This is a genomic window from Falsigemmobacter intermedius (genome assembly GCF_004054105.1).
Lineage (GTDB): Bacteria > Pseudomonadota > Alphaproteobacteria > Rhodobacterales > Rhodobacteraceae > Wagnerdoeblera > Wagnerdoeblera intermedia.
This window is the reverse complement of record NZ_SBLC01000052.1, coordinates 1-482: the sequence shown is the minus strand read 5'-3', so window position 1 is coordinate 482 and position 482 is coordinate 1. Positions and strand designations below refer to the sequence as shown.

Annotated in this window: 1 protein-coding gene; it reads right to left on the bottom strand. The window is 65.8% G+C overall.

All coding sequences use genetic code 11. The features are described from left to right. Positions 1-463 (bottom strand): hypothetical protein (locus EP867_RS17510; protein WP_206616368.1); only part of this gene is annotated, 463 nt, incomplete at its 3' end. Positions 464-482 lie beyond the last annotated feature (19 nt).

Here is a 482-nt window from a genome sequence, read left to right as displayed (position 1 = left end):
CGATGCGTTTCAGGCCGAGGCTGGCGACGACCGCAGCGCGGCGGGCGCGTTCTTCCTCGGTGATTTCCAGCCGGCGCTCGGGTTCAGGATCACGCGGCTTCGGTAGGGCTGCGACCTTGAGGCGGCGGGCTTCGAGGATCTGCGCAACCACATGGCCCTCGTTCGGCATCCGGTTCGGCTCCTTGAGGATATGAGCCCGGCAGGCAGCCCGGATCTCCTCGATCGGATAGTCCTGCAGCGCGTCCATCCAGTCGATCATCAGCCGGTCATGGGCGGCGCTGCCCCGGTCACGCTCCCAGCCGAAGCGGTCCAGCTTCTTAGCCAGAACCTCCAGCTCGACCGCGACCACGGCCCGATGCTTAGCCAAGTCCGGCGAGGCGAGCGATTTGCTCAAGGGCAGGGTCAGGCCGGTGCGCGAATCCTGCGGGAACTGCGGAGCGATGTTGCGAACTGCGATTGTCATAATTGCCCTCCATCAGGCG